This is a genomic window from Janthinobacterium saanense (assembly GCF_014200675.1).
GTDB lineage: Bacteria > Pseudomonadota > Gammaproteobacteria > Burkholderiales > Burkholderiaceae_D > Janthinobacterium.
In genome coordinates this window covers 137277-154741 of the sequence record NZ_JACHCI010000004.1, presented here as the reverse complement: position 1 = coordinate 154741, position 17465 = coordinate 137277, and the positions used below count along the sequence as shown (strand labels likewise).

Sequence of the window (17465 nt, the reverse complement as noted above, 5' to 3'; positions counted from 1 at the left end):
TGGCAATCTTCCAGGCAAAAAAATAGCCCACGCGAAGTGGGCTATTTTTTTCATCTGGAGGCGAGGACGGGAATCGAACCCGTCTAAACGGCTTTGCAGGCCGCTGCATAACCTCTTTGCTACCTCGCCAGAGGACTTGCTTGGGTGTGCTGCTCAGCACACCGTGAAACTGGAGCGGGAGAAGAGTCTCGAACTCTCGACCTCAACCTTGGCAAGGTTGCGCTCTACCAACTGAGCTACTCCCGCATGGAGTGTTTTTTACATCTGCTGCACAACAAGTCCATCGAACTTGCTGCTTGAATTTTGGAGCGGGAGAAGAGTCTCGAACTCTCGACCTCAACCTTGGCAAGGTTGCGCTCTACCAACTGAGCTACTCCCGCTTGGAGTGTAATACTGGAGGCGAGGACGGGAATCGAACCCGTCTAAACGGCTTTGCAGGCCGCTGCATAACCTCTTTGCTACCTCGCCCAAGTTATGCCTTTTGATCTGAATTACTTCTAAGCTATTGATTAGCAAAGAGTTTTTTGCTTTCGCAATATCAGATCAGGGCGCTATTATCGCCTCGTTCCCTCTGCTTGGCAAGTGCCTCGCCAACTTATTTTCCAGCAATGCTTGCGAAATGGATAATTTGTGCATAAGAGACAGTTTCTTTCTTTGCGGCAAACACTTACTTGATAATGAGGTTGATTATCATTTACACTTTCAATTGCATATACATCATGCCTGCAAAACATCGTTGTTTGCAGGCATTTCTTTTTCAGTCGTCATGGGCCTGATTGCCGGCTCGGCCTCTTGCCATGCCTGACTGGACAACGTAGGCGCCCCATGGGGCGAGAAAGACATTTTGCAGATGGCACGTTTCAATAGTCGCAAACCAGTCACGGCTTTATCGTTAAGCGTATGTGCAGCTGCCGTCGCAGTCGCCATGCTGACCCTGTCCAGCGCGGCGCAGGCGCAGCAAGTTACCGACACACCAGCCCCAGCTAACGATACACCAGCACCGCACACAGTAAAAGTGACGGGCAACTGGCTGAGCACGCCCAGCAATGCCAAGGTACTCGAACATCCGGGCGCGCGCAGCATCGTGGTGCGCCAGCGCATCGAAGAAAGCGGCTCGACCAGCGTGCGCGACGTGCTGCGCCAGATTCCTGGCGTGCAAGTGCAGGAAAGCAATGGCACGGGCGGCAGCGATGTCTCGCTGAACGTGGGCATCCGCGGCTTGACGGCGCGTTTGTCGCCCCGCTCCACCGTGCTGATGGATGGCGTGCCGATGTCGTATGCACCGTATGGCCAGCCACAGCTGTCGCTGGCGCCGCTGGCGCTCGACAACCTGGAATCGGTGGACGTGGTGCGCGGCGCCGGTTCCGTGCGTTATGGCCCGCAAAACGTGGGCGGCATCATCAACTTCGTCACGCGCGCGATTCCCAAGGATTTCAAGGCTGGCATCAGCCTGGGTTCGGAACTGTATAGCCACGGCGGCGATGTCAAGGGCACGCCGAGCTTCTATCTGGGCGGCACCAATGAGCAGGGCCTGGGCGGCATGATCCTGTATTCGGGCGTGCACGGCGACGGCTACCGCGCCGCCAACGACAAGATCAGCATCGACGACCTGATGCTGAAAGGCTCTTACCGCATTTCACCCAACGACACGCTGTACGGCGCCGTGCACCACTTCGAAGGCCAGGGCGATATGCCTGGCGGCCTGACGACGGCGCAATACGCGCAAAACCCTTTCCAGTCGACCCGCCCCTACGATCAATTCTCGGGACGCCGCACGGACACTTCACTCAAATATGCACACAATGACGGCGTCAACAATGCCGAAGTGCTGGCCTATTATGTCGATTCCTTCCGTGGCAGCTTCATCGAGCAGGAAGGTGCTGGCGCCAGCAACGGCCAGCGCCGCTTGACGACCGCACCGCGCAGCTACCATTATTTCGGCATCGAGCCACGCTACTCACGCCTATTTGAAACGGGCCCGGTCAGCCAGGAAATCAGCGTCGGCTACCGTTATCTGAAAGAAAGCAGCGCGGAAGTGGCGGGCCGCACCGGCTATTACAAGCCGGCCGCCGGTTTCGACGCCTTCGGCATCCCGATGCTCACTTACCAGACCAGCCAGGGCGGCACCACCGCGCATGCCGTCTACATCGATAACCGCATCAGCATCGGCAACTGGACCATCACGCCAGGCGTGCGCGTGGAAGATATCAGCACCTTTAACAATGTGACGAACTTCGCCACCAATGGCAAGGTGACCAGCGCCCTGTACCCGAGCATCGATTCGCGCGAAACCTTGCCTACCCTGTCGGTGCTGTACCGCCTGAGCGACCGCTGGACAGTGTTTGCCAATGCCGGCAAATCCTTCGGTCCGCAGCAATACGCGCAACTGGCATCGACCACCGATGGCTTGCACCCGGAAATGGCCACCACCTATGAAATCGGCACGCACATCAATGGCACGGCCTGGGGTGGCGAAGTCACGCTGTTCAATATCGACTTCGATAAAGAATTGCAACTGGCCCGCTCCATCGTCGGCGACGGCATGTGGACCGACCTGGGCGCCACCCGTCATCGCGGCGTGGAATCGGCCGTACGCTACGACCTGAGCGACTTGAATCCTGCACTGAAAGGCTGGTCGGTCTCGGCCAACTTCACCTACACCCAGGCCTTGTCGCAGGCAGGCGCGTTCCAGGGCATGGATTTGCCGTTTTACTCGCGCCAAGTGGGTTCCCTGGGCGCCCGCTACGTGGTCGACCGCTGGACCTTCAACGCCGACGTGTTTGCCAACTCGAAACAGCGCTCGCCTGATTCGCCGGTGGCCGGCGCGACCTACGTGACCAAGGAAGACGCCACCGGCCGCCTGGGCAATATTCCTGGCTACGGCACCCTGGCAGTGCGCGGCGGCTACGACTTCGGCAAGCAGTTCAGCAACCTGAAACTGGCCGTCGGCATCAAGAACGTGCTGGACCGCCGCTACTTCACGCGCTCGACCGATAACAACGGCGGCAAATACGTGGGCCAGCCGCGCACCTTGTACTTCCAGAGCTCGCTGGCGTTCTAAGCCAGTCTTTTAGTCAAACCAGTCTGCGGGCTGGTGTGCGGCGCAAGCCCACACCAGCCCATTTTTTATGGCTGAACATATTTAGCCTGCCCTTTCTTGACGCAATCACGACCGATGTAGCACAATCGTGACATTAGTCACAAAACTACCCCATACGGAATACTATGAAGCAACAGGAACACGCCATCCCCTCCGTCTCCGAACTGAGTTTACTGAAAGCGCTCTGGCGCCAGCAGCCGCTGAGCGCGCGCGAAATTCATGACCAGGTCGCCGAGGAACTGGGCTGGTCGTATTCATCGACGCGCAAGACCCTGGAACGCATGCTGGACAAAGGTTCGGTGCGCATGTCGGTACTGCATGGCGTGCAAGTGTATGTCGCGGTGCTGGACAAGGTCGATACCCTGGCCGCGTTTGCGCGCGATTTTGGCCAGCGCGTGATGGAAATGGATAGCCCTTTGCCCGTGAATATGTTTACCGGCAGCAAGCTGGTCGATAAAGAGGAACTGGCGCAGCTGGAGCAATTGCTGCACGACTGGCCGCAGGATAGCAACACGCCTTGACAGGAGTCGAGCGGCTGCGCGTGGCGCCAGCCATCGACTTGCCCGACACCAGCACCGCGCCCCCATCAGCGCCCCCAGGCCTGGCTTTAAGGAAGGCAGTCAACCGGAGCTTGCCGGTAACGCAGCACGCCTATGACGTGACGATGCGCATCCTGCCGTCTAAAACCCTGGCAAATGGCTGGCGCATCCATGGCAAGACGTGCACCGCAAACGCCGCCCTGCCCGATGGCAGACGCGATGCGCAGCATCGTCTTCAGCCGCATGGCGCAGCTGGACAGGGAAAACGGCAATGCCGGGGGCGAGTCAAGCAAGCGATGCTGCGCGAACTGAGGGCGCGGCTCGATACGCTGCAGGCCGCCACCTCAGGCGACACCTCTCCCACAGCAGGGGCGCTGCAGCTGAATCGGCGGGCATTTGACCGTACCGTATGAGCAAAAGACGCAGCAATCACCCGCCTTCGGGCGCAGCACAGCGGAACACGCTGTGCACGCATAAAAAAACTGGCAGGCGTCGGTCGGCATGGTCTCTTGCTTGCTCAGTCCGCAGTGCGGACAGCTCAGGACCGATTCCAGAATGGCGTCAGCCATGGTGTCATCCCTCTTCGTTCCGAATGTCATCTCCACTCCGATTGGTTTTACACAGGAATAGAATACACTCCGTACCTATCTACGGAGTCAAGTGCATGAACGGGAAAATGACCATCAGCCGCCTGGCCGAGGCTGCAGCAGTGCATGTGGAGACGGTCCGCTTCTATCAGCGAAGCGGGCTGATCGACGAACCGGCGCGGCCGGACAGCGGCTACCGCACCTATGGCAGCGCAGACGTGCGGCGGATCCGCTTCGTGAAGCGGGCGCAGCTTCTTGGCTTTACGCTCGATGAAATTGCAAGCTTGCTCAAACTGGAGGGATCACAGACCTGCGCCAGCACACGCGAGCTGGCGGCAAGAAAACTTGCCATGGTAGAGGCCAAATTAAGCGACCTGCTGGCGATGCAGAGCGCGCTTGCCACCATGGTATCGCGTTGCGACAGCGAAGGGCCTGGCGCAGGCTGTCCGATGATACAGGCACTGATCGACGACTGATGCTGCTGGCATCGCCCAGCAAGGCCAGAAACGAAAAAAGGACCCGAAGGTCCTTTTGTCACTATCTGGAGCGGGAGAAGAGTCTCGAACTCTCGACCTCAACCTTGGCAAGGTTGCGCTCTACCAACTGAGCTACTCCCGCATGGAGCTTTTACTACACAACAAGTTATCGAACTTGCCGCTTGAATTTTGGAGCGGGAGAAGAGTCTCGAACTCTCGACCTCAACCTTGGCAAGGTTGCGCTCTACCAACTGAGCTACTCCCGCATGGAGTCTTTACTGCTGCAACAAGTTATTGAACTTGCCGCTTGAATTCTTGGAGCGGGAGAAGAGTCTCGAACTCTCGACCTCAACCTTGGCAAGGTTGCGCTCTACCAACTGAGCTACTCCCGCTTGGAGTGTTACTGCTTGTACTACAGACTACGCCACTACTTTTACGCTATGTCCAGCAAACGCTGGAGCGGGAGAAGAGTCTCGAACTCTCGACCTCAACCTTGGCAAGGTTGCGCTCTACCAACTGAGCTACTCCCGCAGCGGAACAACATTTTATCAGAAAGCTTGCTGCACTTCCAGTACTACTTTGCTACCCTTGCTAACTTACCATCCTTGACGCAGCTCCGAAAAACTGGAGCGGGAGAAGAGTCTCGAACTCTCGACCTCAACCTTGGCAAGGTTGCGCTCTACCAACTGAGCTACTCCCGCGTCATCAACAACAGGCCAGCATTATAGAGTAATTACAGGGGCTGTCAACGGTATAAATGATTAACGTTTATAAAGTTTCAAACCGCCCCTCTTCCCTATGAAGCGGCGCTGTCATCCGCTTACAGATTGCCGGCCTTTTCCTTGATCAAGGGCCAGGCCAGGCGCAGGTAGTAAAACATCGACCAGACGGTCAAGACGCAGGCGATCCACAGCAGGCGCTCGCCCCAGACGTGGGTGTCGATCGCGCCGAAAATCACTTCGTGGTACAGCAGCAGCGGAATCGCCGTCATTTGCGCAGCCGTCTTGATCTTGCCGATCGAGCTGACGGCCACCGATTTCGAGGCGCCGATTTGCGCCATCCATTCGCGCAGCGCGGAAATGGTGATTTCGCGGCCGATGATGATAAACGCCAGCACGGCGCTGACGCGGTCCAGCTGCACCAGGATCAGCAAGGCGCCCGTCACCATCAGCTTGTCGGCGACCGGGTCGAGGAAGGCGCCGAAGGCCGAAGTCTGGTTCCAGCGCCGCGCCAGGAAGCCATCGAACCAGTCCGTAATGGCGGCAACGATGAAGACCAGGGTAGCTACCAGGTTCTGGTCGCCATGCAGCAGCATCGACGACGGCAGATAAAACACGCCGACGACCAGCGGGATCAGGGCCACGCGCAGCCAGGTCAGGAGAATGGGAATATTAAAAGGCATAAGAAAGCAATCGGCCGACGGATAAATTGGTGAACAAAGCGCCACTAGTCTACATGGCGCGCGGGTATTAGCCTAGTCCGGTTGCGGCGCAGCCGGACCGAGCTTGCCGCTGATTAATGCAACTGCCTGTAAATCTCTTCCGCAAGCTGTGTCGAAATGCCTTCCACCGACATCAAATCCTCGACACTGGCGTCGACCACGCCGCGCAAACCACCAAAGCGCGACAGCAGTTTCTGGCGGCGCTTGGCGCCTATGCCTTCGATCTCTTCCAGGCGTGAAGTCTGGCGCGTCTTGGCCCGTTTGGCGCGCATGCCGGTAATCGCAAAGCGGTGCGCCTCGTCGCGGATTTGCGCGATCAGCATCAGCGCGGCCGATTCCTTGCCCAGCTCCTGGGCCGCGCGGCCATCGACAAACAGCAGCGTTTCCAGGCCCACGCGACGGCCCTCGCCCTTGGCCACACCGACAATCAAGCTGATATCGAGTCCCAGTTCGGCAAACACCTGGCGCGCCATTTCAATCTGGCCCTTGCCGCCGTCGATCAGCACCACGTCGGGCATCACGCCGTCGCCATTGGCAACCTTTTCATAACGGCGCATCAGCACCTGGCGCATGGCCGCGTAATCATCGCCGGGCGTGATGTCGTTGATGTTGTAGCGGCGGTATTCGCCATTTTGCATGGCGTGGTGGTGGAATACCACGCAGGACGCCTGGGTCGCCTCGCCCTGCGTGTGGCTGATGTCGAAACACTCCACGCGCAGGCTGTCGAGGTCCTCGTTTTCCAGGCGCAAGGCTTCGGCCAGCGCGCGCGTGCGCGACTGCTGGGAACCCTGTTCGGACAACAGCCGCGCCAGCGAAATCTCGGCGCCCTTCTGCGCCATCTCCAGCCACTGGCGGCGCTGGCCCTGCGGCTGGAACACCAGGTTGATGCGGTGGCCGCATTGCTCCATCAAGGCCACCATCAGCGCCGGCTGGTCGAATTCGATATTCAAAATCAAGGTGCCCGGGATGAATTTTTCCGTGTAATGCTGGGCCAAAAAGGCGCTCAGCACTTCCACTTCGAGCGGCTCTTCCGCGATCGCCGCCGCATCGTTCAGCTGGCTGGGGAAGTAGGCGCGGTCGCCCAGATGGCGTCCGCCGCGCACCATGGCCAGGTTGACGCAGGCGCGCCCGCCCTGCAACAGCACAGCGATGATGTCGACATCGGCGTCACCCGTGGTTTCCATGCTTTGCTGGTGCAACACGCGCGACAGCGAAGTGATCTGGTTGCGCACCACCACCGCCTGTTCGAATTTCAGGTCGGCCGCGTAGGCGTGCATCTTTTGCTCCAGGTCAGCCATCACTTCGCTCTGGCGCCCGCGCAGGAAGCGCGCCGCGTTTTCCACGTCGAGCTTGTAATCTTCCTTGCTGATCAGGTCCACGCAGGGCGCGCTGCAGCGGCCGATCTGATGCAGCAAACACGGCCGCGTGCGGTTGGCATACACGCTGTCTTCGCAAGTGCGGATAAGAAACACCTTTTGCAGTATCTGCATCGATTCCTTGACGGCCCAGGAACTGGGAAACGGCCCGAAATACTGGTTTTTCTTGTCTACCGCGCCCCGGTAATACACCATGCGCGGCGCCTCGCCACCGGTGATCTTCAGATAAGGGTAAGACTTGTCGTCGCGAAACAAAATGTTGTAGCGCGGCTGCAGCGCCTTGATCAGGTTGTTTTCCAGGATCAAGGCTTCCGCCTCGCTATGCGTGACCGTGGTTTCCAGCCGCGCGATGCGCTCGACCATCATGGCGATGCGCGGGCTGGCCAGGTTTTTCTGGAAATAGCTGGAGACGCGCTTTTTCAGGTCGCGCGCCTTGCCCACGTACAAGACCTTGTCGGCCGCGTCGAAATAGCGGTACACGCCAGGCAAGTTCGGCAGCTTGGCGACGGTGGCCAGCACGAGCGCGCGCGGGTCTGGAATTTCAGGAACTGCTTCGGTCATAGCGTACTTTTACGGGGCTTGTTCCACGATCACGAAGGCGACGGCATATTCTTCTTCGTCGCTGATCGTCACTTGCGCGCTCAGGCGGTTTTTTTCCATGAATTCGGCCAGCACGCCGCTGCAGACGATCATCGGCTTGCCGCTGGGGTGGTTCAGCATTTGTGCGGCGGGCCAGGTCATCGGCATGCGCAGGCCCAGGCCGATGGCCTTGGAAAACGCTTCCTTGGCCGCAAAACGGGTCGCCAGGAAGCGCACGCCGCGCACGGCGTTCTTGGCGCTGCGGGCGCGGAATTTCTCCAGCTCCTGCGGCCCCAGGATTTTTTTTGCGAAACGCTCGCCGTGGCGCAGCAGCGCTGCCTCGATGCGGGGGATCTTGCAAATATCAGTACCGATGCCGTAGATCATGACGCCCTTCTCCTCAGGTTTTACTGCCCAGGCGCGTGGCCACCATGATGGCCTTCATTTCGCGCACGGCGTTTTCCCAGCCGACAAACACGGCGTGGGCGACAATCGCGTGGCCGATGTTCAGTTCAGCGATATCGGGGATGGCGGCTATCGCCTGCACATTGCTGTAATGCAAGCCGTGGCCGGCATTGACTTTCAAGCCGCGGCCCACGCCAAACAGCACGCCCGCCTTGATGCGCTCGAGTTCCGCCAATTGCGCGGCGCCTGCCGTATCGGCATAGCGGCCCGTGTGCAGCTCGATCACGGGCGCACCGAGCTCGGCGGCGGCGGCGATTTGCTGCTCGTCGGCATCGATGAACAGGCTCACGCGGATGCCCTCGCCTTGCAGCTGCTGCACGGCAGCCTGCACTTCCTTGAAATAGCGCACCACGTCCAGGCCGCCTTCGGTGGTCACTTCGGTGCGTTTTTCAGGCACCAGACATACATCGGCAGGCTTGATGCGGCAGGCAAAATCGACCATTTCCTGGGTAACGGCCGCTTCCAGGTTCATGCGCGTGATCAATTGCGGCGCGATGGCGATCACGTCGGCATCCTTGATGTGGCGGCGGTCTTCGCGCAAATGCAGGGTAATGGCGTCGGCGCCAGCCTGCTCGGCCAGCAAGGCTGCGCGGATAGGATCAGGGTATTGCGTGCCGCGCGCATTGCGTAGGGTGGCCACGTGGTCGATATTGACGCCCAGGTCGATGACGGGGCCAGAAGGCTGCAAGAAACTCATGAGGTGGTATCCGTAAAAATGCTGCAGTTACTCGGCAACTACAGCTGCATTAAATCGATCAGTATCTGGCGCGTATTCAAGGTCGCGCCACCCAGTTGATGGGCCAGCAAAAAACGCATCAGCAACTTGCTTTGCGCTTGCGTGGCGGCATCGCCATAGTCTTCGCTCTCCATGTCGAGCAAGGTCTTGCCCGTGATTTTAGGCCAGGCGTCGCTGGCGCGTGCGGGACGCGGTCCGCGCTCCGGGTCGACCACGTACACCTGGCCCGTTTCGACGGCCTGGCGCGTGCCCGTACAACGCGTCAAATCCGCCGCCACGCCGGTTTCCTTGAGCAAGGCGCGCTCGAACTTGCGCAGCACGATGGGCGCCGGCTCATTGTGCGCCAGTTGATTCAAGGTGGCAACGTAGTGGTCGAACAGGACGGGGTGGGCGTCATCGCGTGCCAGCAGTTTGACCAGCAATTCGTTCAGGTAAAAACCGCACAGCAAGGCGGTCTTTTCCAGCGGCAACATGCCACCCACCCACTCGGCGCCCGTCAGGATGCGCAGCTCGGACTTGCCCGTCCAGCCCGCTTGCAGCGGCTGGAAGGTTTGCAGCACGCCGCGCAGCTGCGAATGGGGCCGCTTGGCGCCCTTGGCAACGAGCGCAATGCGGCCATAGTCGCGCGTAAATACGTCGACGATGAGGCTGGTTTCTTTATGGGGATAGCTGTGCAGCACAAAAGCTGGCTGGCCAGTGACCTTGCCGTCGCGCTGAGGCGGACGGCTGCGGCGGGGAGCAACAGGTGCAGCAGGTGCAGAAAGTGTGGCCGGTGGCGTACTGGCCACCGGCACAGGTGTGACGAGGAGGGCTGGCGCGGTATCAGGCTGCGCTGGCGTGGTGGTGCTCATGCTCATGCGTCTGGCGTCGCCCCCGGAGTGCAGATTACTCGTAGCCGTAGGCGCGCAAGCCCGCCTCGTTGTCGGCCCAGCCCGATTTGACCTTGACCCAGATTTCCAGGTACACGGGGCCGCCGAACAGTTTTTCCATGTCCAGGCGGGCCTGGGTGGAGACATCTTTCAGGCGCGCGCCCTTGTTGCCGATGATCATAGATTTGTGCGTATCGCGCTCGACCAGGATGGCGGCGAACACGCGGCGCAGATCGCCTTCCTGCTCGAATTTCTCGATCAGCACGGTGCTGGTGTAAGGCAGTTCGTCGCCGACGAAGCGGAACAGTTTTTCGCGCACGATTTCCGAGGCGAGGAATTTCTCGCTGCGGTCGGTGATATCGTCCGGTCCGAAGATCGGTTGATTCTCTGGCAGGAAGCGCTTGATTTCATTCTGTAAGCCTTCCAGCTGGAAATGCAGCTTGGCCGAGACGGGCACGATGGCGGCGAAGTCGCGCATGGCGGCCACTTTTTGTGCGAACGGCAGCAGCACGGCCTTGTCCTTGACGCGGTCCGATTTATTGATGACCAGGATGCAAGGCACTTCTTTCGGCAGCAGATCCATCACTTGCTGGTCGGCCGGGCCAAACGTGCCCGCCTCGATCACGTACAGGATCAGGTCCGAGGAAATCAGGGTGTTGGTGACGGTCTTGTTGAGCGTCTTGTTCAGCGCGTTCGAATGGCGCGTCTGGAAACCTGGCGTATCGACGTAGATGAACTGGGCGTCAGGCAAGGTCTGGATGCCGGTGATGCGGTGGCGCGTGGTTTGCGCCTTGCGCGAAGTGATGCTGACCTTCGCGCCGATCAGCACGTTCATCAGGGTCGATTTGCCCACGTTGGGGCGGCCCACGATGGCGATATAGCCACAGCGGAAGTTGTCGGGCATTAAAGTGGCTGTCATGCTAGTGTCGATTCTGTTTAGTGTGAGCGGCAACGGCGGGCGCGGCTGGAGCAGCAGAGGCTGCAGCAGTGGCGCCGTCATCGCTCTGGATGGTGGCTATGCCGGCCAGCTTGAGCTGGGCGGCGCGCGGTTTGGGCTTGCGGCTGGCGGCAGGCGACTTCAGCAGTGCCTGCTCGGCCACGTCCAGCGCCAGTTTGGCGGCGGCTTGCTCACCGGCGCGGCGGCTTCCGCCACGGCCGTAGACCTGGATATTCAATTTTGGCACCAGGCATTCGATCTCGAATTCCTGGCTGTGGGCGGCGCCGTGGGTGGCCACCACATTGTATTGTGGCAGCGAGATTTTCTTGCTTTGAAGAAATTCCTGCAGCAGGGTCTTGGCGTCCTTGCCGAGGGTTTGCGGGTCGACCGTATCGAGGATGGGAATGTAGAAGGCGCGTATCACATCGCGCGCCGCATCGAAACCCGTGTCGAGGAAAATCGCACCCAGCAAGGCTTCCAGGGTATCGGCCAGGATCGACGGACGGCGGAAACCGCCCGACTTCAGCTCGCCTTCGCCCAGGCGCAAAAATTGCGACAATTCGAGCTTTTGCGCGATTTCATACAGCGATTGCTGCTTCACCAGATTGGCGCGCAGGCGTGACAGGTCGCCCTCGTCGATCGCCTTGAAGCGCTCGTACAAAATGGAAGCGACCACGCAGTTCAGGATCGAGTCGCCGAGAAATTCCAGCCGCTCGTTATGCAAACTGCTGTGGCTACGATGCGTCAAGGCTTGCTGCAACAGGCCAGCATCCTGGAACGTATAGCCTAAACGGGTTTGCAATAACTGAAGATTCATTGTTGTTTCTGTGTCATCTGATTAATTCGACTGGCTGCCGCGCGGGGAAACGGCGCGGCAGCCATGGGTGTTGCATGAGTACCAATAACTAAACTGGCTTAATGGATGCCGCCTACGCGTTTCGGATTACTGAAATTCATCCATACCAGGAAAGCCTTGCCGACGATGTTCTCGTTCGGCACGAAACCCCAGTAACGGCTGTCCGCGCTATTGTCGCGGTTATCGCCCATCATGAAGTAATTACCTGCTGGTACTACACACGTAAAACCGTCTTCGTTATAGTCGCAGGCTTCCTTGTGCGGGAAATCCTTGACTTCGCTCAAGTTCAGGGTTGGCGCCGGATCATCGTTGAGGATGCGGTGGCTCACGCCCGTCAGGTTTTCTTTCAGCTGCTTGTGGTAAACCGTGCTTTCGTCGTCGAGGTAGTCGTCGAGCGCCGTGTATTCCACTGGCTTGCCATTGACCGTCAGGCGCTTGTTTTCATAAGTGATCTTATCACCAGGCACGCCGATCACGCGCTTGATGTAATCCTGGGTCATGTCTTTCGGATACTTGAAGACCATGACATCGCCGCGCTGCGGATCGTTCACTTCAATGATGCGCTTATTGACGATAGGCAAACGGATACCGTAGGTGAACTTGTTCACCAGGATCAGATCGCCTACCAGCAAGGTCGGCACCATCGACGACGATGGAATCTTGAATGGCTCGTACAGGAACGAGCGCAGGCAAAAGACCAGCGCGATGACAGGGAAAAAGCTGCCCGAATACTCGACCCAGGTCGGCTGGCGCAACAGCGCTGCCTCGATCGCGGCGCGGCTGCCGCTATTGCCCGCATCGGACTTGATGCCTTCGGCCGACAGCTTCGATTGACGTGCATCAAAGTCAGCCAGGGCGCGGTCGGCCGCCTGGCGGCGCTGCTTGGACAGATAAAACACATCCAGGCACCAGACCAGGCCCGTCAGCACCATCAGTACAAACAGGATTAAAGCGAAATTTCCTAAGATCACTTGCAGGTTCATTTATCGTCCACTTGTAAAATTGCCAGGAATGCTTCTTGCGGGATCTCTACCGAGCCCACTTGTTTCATGCGCTTCTTACCCGCTTTTTGTTTTTCCAACAATTTCTTCTTGCGGCTGATATCGCCGCCGTAGCACTTGGCCAGCACGTTCTTGCGCAAGGCTTTCACGTTTTCACGCGAAATGATGTTGGCGCCGATGGTCGCCTGAATCGCCACGTCGAACATCTGGCGCGGTATCAGTTCACGCATCTTGGCAGCCACCTGGCGGCCACGGTACTGGCTGTTCGAACGGTGGACGATGATGGCCAGCGCATCGACTTTTTCGCTGTTGATCAGCATGTCGACCTTGACCACGTCGGCCGCGCGGTATTCCTTGAACTCGTAATCCATCGAGGCGTAACCACGCGAGGTCGATTTCAAACGGTCGAAGAAGTCCAGCACGATCTCGGCCATCGGCATTTCATACACCAGCTTGACCTGGCGGCCGTGGTAGCTCATGTCCAACTGGATACCGCGCTTGGCGATACACAGGGTGATCACGGAACCGACGTATTCCTGCGGCATGTACAGATTGACGGTGACGATAGGCTCGCGCACTTCTTCGATACGCGACGGGTCCGGCATCTTCGATGGATTATCGACGTTGATCAGGCTGCCATCGCGCTGGATCACTTCATACACCACGGTCGGCGCCGTAGTGATCAGGTCCATGTCGAATTCGCGTTCCAGGCGCTCCTGCACGATTTCCATGTGCAGCAAGCCCAGGAAGCCGCAGCGGAAGCCGAAGCCCAGCGCCTGCGACACTTCCGGCTCGTACATCAGCGCGGCGTCGTTCAGTTTCAGTTTTTCCAGCGAGTCGCGCAGCGCGTCGTACTGGTTCGCTTCCACCGGGAACAGGCCGGCAAATACTTGCGGCTGCACTTCCTTGAAGCCTGGCAATGGTTCGGCCGCTGGATTGTTGACCAGCGTGACGGTATCGCCCACTTTTGCCGCTTTCAATTCCTTGATGCCGGCAATAATGAAACCTACCTGGCCAGCCGACAGCGTCGGCAAGGATTGCGAACGCGGCGAGAACACGCCGATATCTTCCACCAGCTGCACCGAATCGGTGGCCATCAGGCGGATCTTGTCTTTTGGTTTCAATGTACCGTTGACCACGCGTACCAGCATCACCACGCCCACATACGAGTCGTACCACGAATCGACGATCAAGGCTTGCAGCGGTGCATTCGGGTCACCCTTCGGTGGCGGCACCTTGGCGATCAACGATTCGAGCACGTCCTGCACGCCCAGGCCGGTCTTGGCCGAGCAATGCACGGCGTCGGCCGCGTCGATGCCGATCACGTCTTCAATCTCGGCAATCGCATTCGGAGGGTCGGCGTTCGGCAAGTCGATCTTGTTGAGCACAGGCACTACTTCCACGCCCAGGTCCAGCGCCGTGTAGCAGTTGGCCACGGTTTGCGCTTCCACGCCTTGCGAGGCGTCGACCACCAGCAGCGCGCCTTCGCAGGCGGACAGCGAGCGCGACACTTCATAGCTGAAGTCGACGTGGCCCGGCGTATCGATCAGGTTCAGGTTGTAGATCTGGCCATCGCGGGCCTTGTAATGCAGGGCCGCCGTTTGCGCCTTGATGGTAATGCCGCGCTCGCGCTCCAGATCCATCGAATCGAGCACTTGCGCTTCCATCTCGCGGTCGGACAAGCCGCCGCACAATTGAATGATGCGGTCAGCCAGGGTCGATTTACCGTGGTCAATATGGGCGATGATGGAGAAATTGCGTATGTTATTCATTAACTAATATATGTGCGAGTGACAACACTGCTTTAACAGGAATCAAGGGGATCATGCTCGGGCCAGACCAGGCCAAAACCGGGCACCCCACTCATGATGAAAAAAGCGCTCCGAGCAGGACATCTGCATGCCCAGGCGAGCGCTTTTGAAGCGACAGAAGCTGCTGCCTCGGACAGGAGCTTTTTCGACCACCCCATTTTACCGGATTTCAGAGTAGAAAGCCCGTCTTTCAGAGACTGCCGCCGGGGCAACGATACAAATTAGCCATATTTAGCACCAAAATGGTGCATAAGCACGTCAGGCAGTTGTTTTAGCGTTCTCCAGATAGCGTTGAACAAGGGCGTGGTCGAGAAAATAGTGGCATAGCTCAGGCTGCGCCAAATCGCCAAACAGCACGGGCACCAGCTCGTCGAAGCGCTCCAGCAGGCTGGAGTCTGGCGACGTATCGATATCGATCACCTCGACGGTAAAAGGCTGCTCTGGCCTTTGCAGCAAGAGCAAGGCATCGAGCATGTCCTGGCAAAGATGGCAATAACTGCGGGAATAGAGGGTGAAGTGCATGGAGAAAGGAATGATGCATCCCGGCCAGAGCCGGGATGCGGGGTGATATCAGCGTTACTTGGCAGATGGTTTGAGCGGCACAAACTGCGCCGTGTCGCCGCGGCGCACCAGCACCGCCGCCTGCTTCTTCGGATCGAGCTTGGCCACCAGGGCATTGAACTGCCTGGCGTCTTTCACTGCCACATTGTTCAGTTGCAAAATCACGTCGCCAGCCTGCAGGCCAGCCTGCTCTGCCGCGCCGTCGGCATCATCGACTTGCACGCCTGAATCGACTTTCAACTCCTGCTTCTTGGCAGCCGTCAAATCGCTGACTGTCAGGCCCAATGCATTGCTGGCGGGTGCCTCCGCTTCCTTGGCACCTTTCGCCGCCACCTTGTCACCATCGAGTTCGCTAATGGACACCGCAATATCCTGCTGCACGCCCTTGCGCCAGACGCTGATGGTGGCCTTGCTATTGACAGGCGTGCTGCCCACCAGGCGCGGCAGGTCGGAGGAACGGTCGACGATGGCGCCATTGAATTTCACGATGATATCGCCCGGCTTGATGCCAGCCTTGTCGGCAGGGCCGCCCGGCTCCACCATCGATACTTGCGCGCCCTTGGCGTTCGGCAAGCCCAGCGAGTCCGCCACTTCCTTGCTGACTTCGCCTATCTGCACGCCGATACGGCCACGCACCACCTTGCCCGTTTTCTTCAGCTGCTCGCCCACGCGCATGGCTTCATCGATGGGCACGGCAAAGGAAATGCCGTTATAAGCGCCAGACAAGGTCGCGATCTGCGAATTGATGCCGATCACCTCGCCGCGCATATTGATCATCGGGCCACCCGAGTTGCCGGGATTGACGGCCACATCGCTCTGTATCAGCGGCAAGTAATCGCCCGTATCGCGCGACTTGGCGGAAATAATGCCGGCCGTGACTGTATTTTCCAGGTTGAATGGCGAACCGATGGCGATCACCCACTCGCCCACGCGGATCTTGTCCGAGTCGCCGATGGCCACCACCGGCAGCTTGCTGCCCTCGATTTTCAGCAGCGCCACGTCGGTGCGCGCATCGGCACCGATCACCTTGGCCTTGAATTCGCGCTTATCGGTCAGTGTCACATAGACTTCATCGGCGCCATCGACCACGTGCGCATTGCTGAGCACATAACCATCGGCCGAGATGATGAAACCGGAACCGACGCCGCGCTGCACTTCCTGTTCCTGCGGCGCGGCACGGCGGCCACGCGGCGTTTGCTGGCGCGGCGCTGGGGCAGGTGTCGGCATGGCGCCGCCAAAGAAGCGGCGCAGGAATTCCTGCATTTCCTGCTCATCCTGTCCACCCGTACCCTGGGCGCCCAGCTTCAGGCGCTCGGTGGTGCGGATATTGACGACGGCAGGACCAACGGCATCGACCAGGTTGGCAAAATCAGGCAGATTCACGGCCGGCACGGCGGCGGCCGCCTGTGGGGCCAGGCCCAGCATGGCGGGCGCAAAAAAGACACCGGCGGTCGCCAGGCATACGGCGGAAAGCGTCTTCGCTGAAAACGTTTTTCTGTCTGCACAAATATTTTTTTTCATGGAATCATCTTTCGAATGTTGAATCGGATCAAGCCCTTGCCCGCCACTGCGCTTCCTCTGGCCGGGCGGCCCGGCAGGCGTACTTAAGCGTGGCAAACCATACAACAATATATCGTATAAGCAAGATATTGCCTGCCCCTAGTGTCAATCGTGCAGAAGGCAGGTGTCAAGAGGGAGTCGCAGGCATTAAGCCCGGCGTAAGCTGCAGCTTACGGGGGCAAGCAGGCTGAATGGACTGTATGAGCTTAACGTTGCGGCAAGGAACCTGCTTCTGCGGATGCAGGGGCATCCTGCCCGGCTTCGGCCTCATGGGCGGTTTCACCGGCCAGACGATGGGCCAGACGTGCTTCAAAACCAGCACTGAGTTCGCCATCGCTGTGTGCCGAGCGCAAGGCATGGCCAATATGCTGATAGGCATCCCAGGCCTGCCTGCCGGCTGGCGTATCGAGGGCGGCGAAAGCCAGTTCGAGTTCGCTGGCCGCCAATTCGCCATCGGCCAGTGCTGAAATATTCTCGTGCAATCGTGCGTGCGTGTCCATGATAGACCCTGCCATATCAAGAAGAGTGCTGCGGAAGCGAATATCTGTGCGGAAACCGAGCGCGACAATAC

The 17465-nt window shown here is 58.9% G+C and carries 17 protein-coding genes and 9 tRNA genes; 4 read left to right on the top strand and 22 right to left on the bottom strand.

Annotation, left to right across the window (positions count from 1 at the left end):
* Nucleotides 1-55: 55 nt before the first annotated feature.
* From HDE72_RS07835 to HDE72_RS07820, 4 genes are all read right to left on the bottom strand, one after another.
* Nucleotides 56-129: transfer RNA gene (locus tag HDE72_RS07835), tRNA-Cys, on the bottom strand.
* A gap of 41 nt (nucleotides 130-170) precedes the next feature.
* Nucleotides 171-246 (bottom strand) — tRNA-Gly (locus HDE72_RS07830).
* A 58-nt stretch (nucleotides 247-304) separates the two neighbouring features.
* A tRNA-Gly gene (locus HDE72_RS07825) sits at nucleotides 305-380 on the bottom strand.
* A 14-nt stretch (nucleotides 381-394) separates the two neighbouring features.
* Nucleotides 395-468: transfer RNA gene (locus HDE72_RS07820), tRNA-Cys, on the bottom strand.
* A 457-nt stretch (nucleotides 469-925) separates the two neighbouring features.
* Between HDE72_RS07820 and HDE72_RS07815 the strand changes: the two genes are divergently transcribed.
* The 3 genes from HDE72_RS07815 to HDE72_RS07805 all read left to right on the top strand — a co-directional run bounded on the left by HDE72_RS07815 (nucleotide 926) and on the right by HDE72_RS07805 (nucleotide 4052).
* A complete protein-coding gene (locus tag HDE72_RS07815; protein WP_260176564.1) occupies nucleotides 926-3061 on the top strand; it encodes a TonB-dependent receptor family protein in 2136 nt (711 codons plus the stop codon).
* A 164-nt stretch (nucleotides 3062-3225) separates the two neighbouring features.
* Nucleotides 3226-3621 carry a BlaI/MecI/CopY family transcriptional regulator gene (locus HDE72_RS07810; RefSeq protein WP_183738609.1) on the top strand — a complete coding sequence of 132 codons (396 nt, stop codon included), beginning with the start codon at nucleotides 3226-3228 and terminating at the stop codon, nucleotides 3619-3621.
* Nucleotides 3618-4052, top strand: coding sequence for a hypothetical protein (locus HDE72_RS07805; RefSeq protein WP_183738607.1), 435 nt, complete (start codon nucleotides 3618-3620; stop codon nucleotides 4050-4052). Before HDE72_RS07810 ends, HDE72_RS07805 begins: the two co-directional genes overlap by 4 nt.
* Here HDE72_RS07805 and HDE72_RS27720 read toward each other — a convergent pair.
* Nucleotides 3984-4208 carry a GDCCVxC domain-containing (seleno)protein gene (locus tag HDE72_RS27720; protein WP_260176563.1) on the bottom strand — a complete coding sequence of 75 codons (225 nt, stop codon included), beginning with the start codon at nucleotides 4206-4208 and terminating at the stop codon, nucleotides 3984-3986. The genes HDE72_RS07805 and HDE72_RS27720 overlap by 69 nt on opposite strands.
* A gap of 95 nt (nucleotides 4209-4303) precedes the next feature.
* On the opposite strand from HDE72_RS27720, the gene merR reads away from it, so the two are divergent.
* Nucleotides 4304-4702: an Hg(II)-responsive transcriptional regulator gene (merR, locus tag HDE72_RS07800; protein WP_183738605.1), complete on the top strand. Its 399-nt coding sequence runs from the start codon at nucleotides 4304-4306 to the stop codon at nucleotides 4700-4702.
* Nucleotides 4703-4768: 66 nt separating this feature from the next.
* On the opposite strand, the gene HDE72_RS07795 is transcribed toward merR, so the two are convergent.
* From HDE72_RS07795 to HDE72_RS07715, 17 genes are all read right to left on the bottom strand, one after another.
* A tRNA-Gly gene (locus tag HDE72_RS07795) sits at nucleotides 4769-4844 on the bottom strand.
* A gap of 48 nt (nucleotides 4845-4892) precedes the next feature.
* Nucleotides 4893-4968: transfer RNA gene (locus HDE72_RS07790), tRNA-Gly, on the bottom strand.
* 50 nt (nucleotides 4969-5018) lie between these two features.
* A tRNA-Gly gene (locus HDE72_RS07785) sits at nucleotides 5019-5094 on the bottom strand.
* A 63-nt stretch (nucleotides 5095-5157) separates the two neighbouring features.
* Nucleotides 5158-5233, bottom strand: a tRNA-Gly gene (locus HDE72_RS07780).
* A gap of 94 nt (nucleotides 5234-5327) precedes the next feature.
* A tRNA-Gly gene (locus HDE72_RS07775) sits at nucleotides 5328-5403 on the bottom strand.
* A gap of 119 nt (nucleotides 5404-5522) precedes the next feature.
* Entirely contained in the window at nucleotides 5523-6104 is a 582-nt protein-coding gene (gene pgsA, locus HDE72_RS07770; protein ID WP_183738603.1) for a CDP-diacylglycerol--glycerol-3-phosphate 3-phosphatidyltransferase, read from the bottom strand.
* Nucleotides 6105-6217: 113 nt separating this feature from the next.
* Nucleotides 6218-8080, bottom strand: coding sequence for an excinuclease ABC subunit UvrC (gene uvrC / locus HDE72_RS07765; RefSeq protein WP_183738601.1), 1863 nt, complete (start codon nucleotides 8078-8080; stop codon nucleotides 6218-6220).
* A 9-nt stretch (nucleotides 8081-8089) separates the two neighbouring features.
* Nucleotides 8090-8485, bottom strand: a complete 396-nt coding sequence (gene acpS / locus HDE72_RS07760) for a holo-ACP synthase (protein ID WP_183738600.1) — start codon at nucleotides 8483-8485, stop codon at nucleotides 8090-8092.
* Between the two features lie 13 nt (nucleotides 8486-8498).
* Entirely contained in the window at nucleotides 8499-9260 is a 762-nt protein-coding gene (pdxJ, locus tag HDE72_RS07755; RefSeq protein WP_183738598.1) for a pyridoxine 5'-phosphate synthase, read from the bottom strand.
* A gap of 38 nt (nucleotides 9261-9298) precedes the next feature.
* Nucleotides 9299-10150, bottom strand: coding sequence for a DNA repair protein RecO (gene recO, locus HDE72_RS07750; protein WP_183738596.1), 852 nt, complete (start codon nucleotides 10148-10150; stop codon nucleotides 9299-9301).
* 34 nt (nucleotides 10151-10184) lie between these two features.
* Nucleotides 10185-11087 carry a GTPase Era gene (gene era, locus HDE72_RS07745; protein ID WP_183738594.1) on the bottom strand — a complete coding sequence of 301 codons (903 nt, stop codon included), beginning with the start codon at nucleotides 11085-11087 and terminating at the stop codon, nucleotides 10185-10187.
* A gap of 1 nt (nucleotide 11088) precedes the next feature.
* On the bottom strand, nucleotides 11089-11922 hold the full coding sequence (rnc, locus tag HDE72_RS07740) for a ribonuclease III (protein ID WP_183676224.1): 834 nt from the start codon (nucleotides 11920-11922) through the stop codon (nucleotides 11089-11091).
* Between the two features lie 98 nt (nucleotides 11923-12020).
* Entirely contained in the window at nucleotides 12021-12944 is a 924-nt protein-coding gene (lepB, locus tag HDE72_RS07735; protein WP_183738592.1) for a signal peptidase I, read from the bottom strand.
* Complete coding sequence (lepA, locus tag HDE72_RS07730) at nucleotides 12941-14734, bottom strand: translation elongation factor 4 (protein ID WP_183738590.1); 1794 nt, start codon at nucleotides 14732-14734, stop codon at nucleotides 12941-12943. The genes lepB and lepA overlap by 4 nt, the downstream gene beginning before the upstream one ends.
* Nucleotides 14735-15031: 297 nt before the next feature.
* Nucleotides 15032-15295 (bottom strand): glutaredoxin family protein, encoded by a 264-nt coding sequence (locus HDE72_RS07725; protein ID WP_183738588.1) that lies wholly within the window; start codon nucleotides 15293-15295, stop codon nucleotides 15032-15034.
* 54 nt (nucleotides 15296-15349) lie between these two features.
* Nucleotides 15350-16855: a DegQ family serine endoprotease gene (locus HDE72_RS07720; RefSeq protein WP_183738586.1), complete on the bottom strand. Its 1506-nt coding sequence runs from the start codon at nucleotides 16853-16855 to the stop codon at nucleotides 15350-15352.
* 245 nt (nucleotides 16856-17100) lie between these two features.
* A complete protein-coding gene (locus HDE72_RS07715; RefSeq protein WP_183738584.1) occupies nucleotides 17101-17394 on the bottom strand; it encodes an RseA family anti-sigma factor in 294 nt (97 codons plus the stop codon).
* Nucleotides 17395-17465 lie beyond the last annotated feature (71 nt).

Excerpts from the sequence above, each read along its gene's own strand:
- HDE72_RS07815 (WP_260176564.1), top strand. The coding sequence starts at position 926 with ATGCTGACCCTGTCCAGCGCGGCGCAGGCGCAGCAAGTTACCGACACA.
- HDE72_RS07810 (WP_183738609.1), top strand. The coding sequence starts at position 3,226 with ATGAAGCAACAGGAACACGCCATCCCCTCCGTCTCCGAACTGAGTTTA.
- HDE72_RS27720 (WP_260176563.1), bottom strand. The coding sequence starts at position 4,208 with ATGGCTGACGCCATTCTGGAATCGGTCCTGAGCTGTCCGCACTGCGGA.
- merR (WP_183738605.1), top strand. The coding sequence starts at position 4,304 with ATGAACGGGAAAATGACCATCAGCCGCCTGGCCGAGGCTGCAGCAGTG.
- pgsA (WP_183738603.1), bottom strand. The coding sequence starts at position 6,104 with ATGCCTTTTAATATTCCCATTCTCCTGACCTGGCTGCGCGTGGCCCTG.
- uvrC (WP_183738601.1), bottom strand. The coding sequence starts at position 8,080 with ATGACCGAAGCAGTTCCTGAAATTCCAGACCCGCGCGCGCTCGTGCTG.
- acpS (WP_183738600.1), bottom strand. The coding sequence starts at position 8,485 with ATGATCTACGGCATCGGTACTGATATTTGCAAGATCCCCCGCATCGAG.
- pdxJ (WP_183738598.1), bottom strand. The coding sequence starts at position 9,260 with ATGAGTTTCTTGCAGCCTTCTGGCCCCGTCATCGACCTGGGCGTCAAT.
- recO (WP_183738596.1), bottom strand. The coding sequence starts at position 10,150 with ATGAGCACCACCACGCCAGCGCAGCCTGATACCGCGCCAGCCCTCCTC.
- era (WP_183738594.1), bottom strand. The coding sequence starts at position 11,087 with ATGACAGCCACTTTAATGCCCGACAACTTCCGCTGTGGCTATATCGCC.
- rnc (WP_183676224.1), bottom strand. The coding sequence starts at position 11,922 with ATGAATCTTCAGTTATTGCAAACCCGTTTAGGCTATACGTTCCAGGAT.
- lepB (WP_183738592.1), bottom strand. The coding sequence starts at position 12,944 with ATGAACCTGCAAGTGATCTTAGGAAATTTCGCTTTAATCCTGTTTGTA.
- lepA (WP_183738590.1), bottom strand. The coding sequence starts at position 14,734 with ATGAATAACATACGCAATTTCTCCATCATCGCCCATATTGACCACGGT.
- HDE72_RS07725 (WP_183738588.1), bottom strand. The coding sequence starts at position 15,295 with ATGCACTTCACCCTCTATTCCCGCAGTTATTGCCATCTTTGCCAGGAC.
- HDE72_RS07720 (WP_183738586.1), bottom strand. The coding sequence starts at position 16,855 with ATGAAAAAAAATATTTGTGCAGACAGAAAAACGTTTTCAGCGAAGACG.
- HDE72_RS07715 (WP_183738584.1), bottom strand. The coding sequence starts at position 17,394 with ATGGACACGCACGCACGATTGCACGAGAATATTTCAGCACTGGCCGAT.